Source organism: Succinimonas sp., assembly GCF_045225735.1.
Lineage (GTDB): Bacteria > Pseudomonadota > Gammaproteobacteria > Enterobacterales > Succinivibrionaceae > Succinimonas.
Genome location: NZ_JBGVBR010000126.1, coordinates 1 through 4,612 on the forward strand (window position 1 = coordinate 1; position 4,612 = coordinate 4,612).

Genomic DNA, 4,612 nt, shown 5'->3' on the forward strand with positions numbered 1-4,612 from the left:
ACCTGAATAACTTCCGGGAGGTATTCTCACGGGCGGTGGCCGGGATTTGCCTTAAGGCCGGCAGAAAGGGCTCCCCTCTTCCGGAAAATACTCCCGAGACCGCGGTTCCGGCCGTCTCCGCTCCTGAAGCCCTTCCCGAGCCTGCCGCCCAGGCTGCCCCGGAAGCTCCGGCCGAGGCAGCTTCTCAAACGGTTCCGGCTCCAGCCGCTGCTCCGGCCCCGGCTCCGGCAAGATCTTCAGATCCCGGCAAAAAAGTGTCCCGGAACCGCGGCATCTTTGACAAGATGATGACCGTCATAAACAGCGCCCGCCCGGTGAAGACCTCCGAGACCGCCGGGAAGTCCGCAGCGGAACCTCAGGGCAGCTCCGCCACGCTGTCTTCTCCTCTGCTCTACGAGATTCCGGAACGGCCTTTCCTGAACGAGACCGTTCAGAAGTTCATGGATGAACACGGCGTGCAGTGCATTTGCAATACCCCCATAACCAGAATGCATATCCATCTGGATATCCTGTCCCGGATGAAGGCCGGCAAATACAATCTGGCGCAGCCCCTGTTCCGGAGGATCGGCCAGGCCCTCAAAACCGGCGATTACGAGGTTACCGAGTCTCTGGCCGGCTGCGACGGCGTTACGATAGGCACTACGGTGCAGCTCTGCCGGCATATGGCGGACAACATGGAGGTGATCCGGAATTTCGAGTATTTCAGCACCAAGAAGAGAACCGTTAAATTTGAGCTTTTGCCTAATGCCGTGTTCAATAACTACGTGCTGGAGGATCGGCGGTTTGTTCATGCCGTGGGGTATGTGGTGGATACCGCCGGAGCCAATGCCGCCCCGGATATTTTCGGAGTATCCGTCAAGGCCCGGCTCTGCAAGGGGGATATCAGGATCGATGTGGATTTCCTGGTGCGGTTCAAGAATATCATTACGCTGGTTATGGTAAGTCCGGCCAATCCGGAGCGGGCGGAGAGTCAGCTCGCCCTCGCCGGAAAATGGCTGGACATTCCGGCCCGGAATCTCATTATCGTGCATAATCTCACGGAGATGCCCGAGGCTCTCGCCAGAGTCGCCTCCGGAAAAGCGGTAACCGTGCTGAGCCACAGTGAATTTGAAAGAAAGGCCCGGGAGATCATCCGTCCCATAGTAGCGAGCGCTCCGCTGGCGGTAAAGACCTCCGTTACGGATCTCCAGTTCACTCCGGAAGAGATTTATGAAAGCTTCTCCCCTTCCGGCATCGGCATTGCCGAGGTGGAGCTTATCAGTCAGGCCCTGTCGGCTCTGGACGGCGCGGCCAGCGAGTTCTGCCGCCATGAAAGCCTGTTCCAGCCCCTGGTGCAGGCGGTGCGCCGCATTCATGAAAGCCATGTGCCTCATGAACGTTTTTGCTGGAATGTAAATACCCTGGACGGGGAAAAGACCTCCTCCATCAATAACTGCTGCACAAACCTCTACCGGACGGATCTCATTAAGGAGTGCCACTACGATAAGACAATTCCTAAGCAGTTTATCATTGACCTCACTGACAACCAGGACATTTACAGCTTTGTTACGGGAGACTGGCTCCGGTACTTTGCCGGAAACCGGGCCGTGAAGTATCTGGGGCAGCATGTCCGGGATCCCCGCTTTGTAAGGTTTATCAGGAACGTCACTCTGGAGATCCCCGATGCCGGGACTGCGGTGCTGGATGTGATTGTAAGGCACCCTCTGGGCTGGACGGCTGTGAAGAGCTGTTCCGCTGACAATTTCCGCCTCCGGAAAGAGGATCTTTTAAAGGCCGGAAACGCGCTCGGCATTCCTCAGGAACGGCTGATTCTGGTATTCCGGAACAGCGACAGCACTGAAGAGGCCATAAGGGAGTGCGGCGCTGCCGTCCGGATTCTGAAGGCTCAGGAGTTCCTGAACGCCCTTCCGGAGATCTTCCCGAACGAGATGATAAATGCCGTGAAGAAGGAGGAAGAACCGGTTCCGGAAAGCTCTGCTGCAGCTCCGGCTCCGGCAGAAGAGAGCAAGACTGCTCCGGCGTCCGGAGAGGAGAGCGCGGAAAATCCGGCCCCGGCCTCTGCTAATCCAGAGATACCGGAATTTGCCCGGGAGGCCGCAGCCGGCACCCCCTGCCCGGAAATCCTGGAGGAGCTCATTGCCGAGGCTATGGAAGATGCTGCTGAAAACCGCGAAGCTCTTAAGGAAGCCACTGGGACGGAAACTCCGGCACCGGCGGAAAATCCTGCCGGGGAACCTTCTGCTGGCTCTGATGCAGGCAGCGAGTCCGGGAAATCCCCTGCTCCGGCTGTTTCCGAAGGGGGCTCACTTGCAGCGCCCTCTCCCGAAGCCACGGCCGCGCCTTCTCCGCAGCCTCTTCCTGAAAAGACCACCCCCATGGGCAAGCTGGTGACCGCCTATTATCAGCAGCTTATGCGGGAGGCGGAAAGCAAGGCTGCCATTGATGACTTCTTGGAGGCTCATCTCATGAGGCCGGAGGAATGCGCTGATTTCTTTGACGATGAACGCGCCCGGGTGGTGGGCTCCCTGAAGAGCTATCACGGGAAGCCGGAGATTCTGGACCGGCTTTCCCTTGATGTGCTGGCGGATTACTGCCGGAATCAGGAATATGCGGTGATATTCAACATGCTGCTGGAGGCTCTTTTTCAGGAGCTTACCTCATTCGCTCTGGACATGGATGCCGCTGATGAAACGGTGTCCCGGTATCAGAAGCTTTTGAACGACATGGTGGACTGCACCCTGGTCTATAAAAACATCTATATCAAAGAGGCCCGGGAGTCCCGTGTTACCGTACTGAAGCCCGCGGCGCTTCGGGACTACATTCTGGGCGGCTGGTTCCGCGCGGCCGGCTCGGCAATCATTCAGAACCGTATCCGGGAAATGACCATCCGGCATCCGGAGTGCTTCTGTCTCTTTGCCCGGAATATGGAGATTCTGCTGGATAACTACCGGATAATGGCAGATATGGTTATCAGAACCATGAACCGGGTGCTCTTCTTTGTGTTTGCCGCCACAGAGCCGGAAGCCGGAGCCCGGGATCTCGCCATGCTGACGGAGTATCTCAACCTGCACAGTCAGGACACGGTGCTGGTGTGCCTGAATGAGGATCCGGATCTTCATGAGCGGCTGGCAGAGGCCTATCATGTCACGGTTATCGGCTTTAATTCCCTGGCAGAATTCCTTGATAGCCGCCTCACTCCGGAATATCTGGAAACCCCGGTGACTGAGGAGGATGAGGATGAAGAGCCGGATGACCAGGATGCCGAGACGGTGCTGCAAAAGTTCGGGTATTGTCCGGGACTCTTTGACTACATGAGGTATGAGTTCTGATAAAGGGAAGAGGCTGCGGCAAGATAGAAAACTACCGCAGTCTTTTTTTTTGTGTGTGTGTGATAACAGGAGATAGGATACTATATCTTATAAGTTATTGTGTTTTTTAAATCTTTTATTATTGGGGTACTCACGAGGACATATTCTGGAATTAAGCATTTATGAAGCTCTATTAGAAGCTTCTTCTTTTATATTTGCTTTATGTGAGGATGTTTTAAAATATAGATCCTATATCGAATAATAATTAATATGTAAGCAGATGTGGAGATTCGAGATAATTCATTATCAAATCTGTATAACGATTGATAATTTTATCATTGAATCAAAAATGTTCTTATTAGTACCTTCTGAATTCTATTTAAGAATAAAAATGGTTGTGGCACATTGTATAAGTCATTATTGATAATATCGCTGATTAAAGAAAAATTAATTTTTTGTTTATCAAAAGAGTTATTCATAACAAGGTCTATAGTACTTACTAAAGACCTTATAATAAACCATGTTTACAAGAAGGTTTAGAATACACAAAATTCAGAAAAAAAGATTTTATTAACGTAAAAATCCCGCATTTACCGACCTTCTTCATCAACACTGAGACACTGAAATTCCAGATTGCATTCAGAACCTCTGGCGTCATAAACTCTTTTGGCTACAATCTGCTCAGCTTTTCTTATGGCTTGATAAGAATTTTTGGCAGTGACACGTACTGTTTGCGTTCCGCTAGCACCTGAAAAAAATATTGTTTTTTGTTTATATTTAATTCTTACTTTATATTGCGGCATAATTTAATCCTTAGTCAATATCAAATAATATAAGCAGATTATTAAATAATTAGTAACTAAGATGCTGAAATTGAATATGTATTATTATTGTTAACTATATATCCTAAGTCACACAGTTTTTTAAGTGATTTTTCTAAATACTTTGGTTTAACATGTACCATTTTAGCTAAATCTTTGCAGGTCATGTTATTACATTTTAGAGTATCAATAATTATGATGTATTTATCAACAACCTTTTTTGATGTTGATGCAGGCAAATTTAGAATCTCGCAAATATATTTTCGCGGCAATTTTTTGAAAACATTACTTTTAGATGACTTGCTAAAAATAACCATGCTGCAGTCATCACTGGTGTGCTTCTTTACAATGGAGTTGAAGAGTTGTGTCATTTTCTTTTCCATTACTGATACAGGTAAAGCATTGGAAAAGGAAAAAAGCTTTTTCAGCGAAGACGCCAAGGTCTTCTTAACCTTATCATAGAAAACCGCTTCGGGTCCGTCA

At 49.8% G+C, this 4,612-nt stretch carries 2 protein-coding genes and 1 pseudogene; 1 reads left to right on the forward strand and 2 read right to left on the reverse strand.

All coding sequences use genetic code 11. The features are described from left to right. Positions 1–3,329: pseudogene (locus tag ACJROR_RS04505) on the forward strand (hypothetical protein); the annotation flags it as partial. A gap of 569 nt (positions 3,330–3,898) precedes the next feature. On the opposite strand, the gene ACJROR_RS04510 reads toward ACJROR_RS04505, so the two are convergent. Together ACJROR_RS04510 and ACJROR_RS04515 are read right to left on the reverse strand one after the other, a co-directional pair. Continuing rightward, positions 3,899–4,111 carry a hypothetical protein gene (locus ACJROR_RS04510; protein ID WP_406546053.1) on the reverse strand — a complete coding sequence of 71 codons (213 nt, stop codon included), beginning with the start codon at positions 4,109–4,111 and terminating at the stop codon, positions 3,899–3,901. Between the two features lie 56 nt (positions 4,112–4,167). Beyond that, positions 4,168–4,612: hypothetical protein (locus ACJROR_RS04515; protein ID WP_406546054.1), on the reverse strand; the 445-nt coding region annotated here is incomplete at its 5' end.

Coding starts and splice junctions, on each gene's coding strand:
- ACJROR_RS04510 (WP_406546053.1), bottom strand. CDS start 4,111: ATGCCGCAATATAAAGTAAGAATTAAATATAAACAAAAAACAATATTT.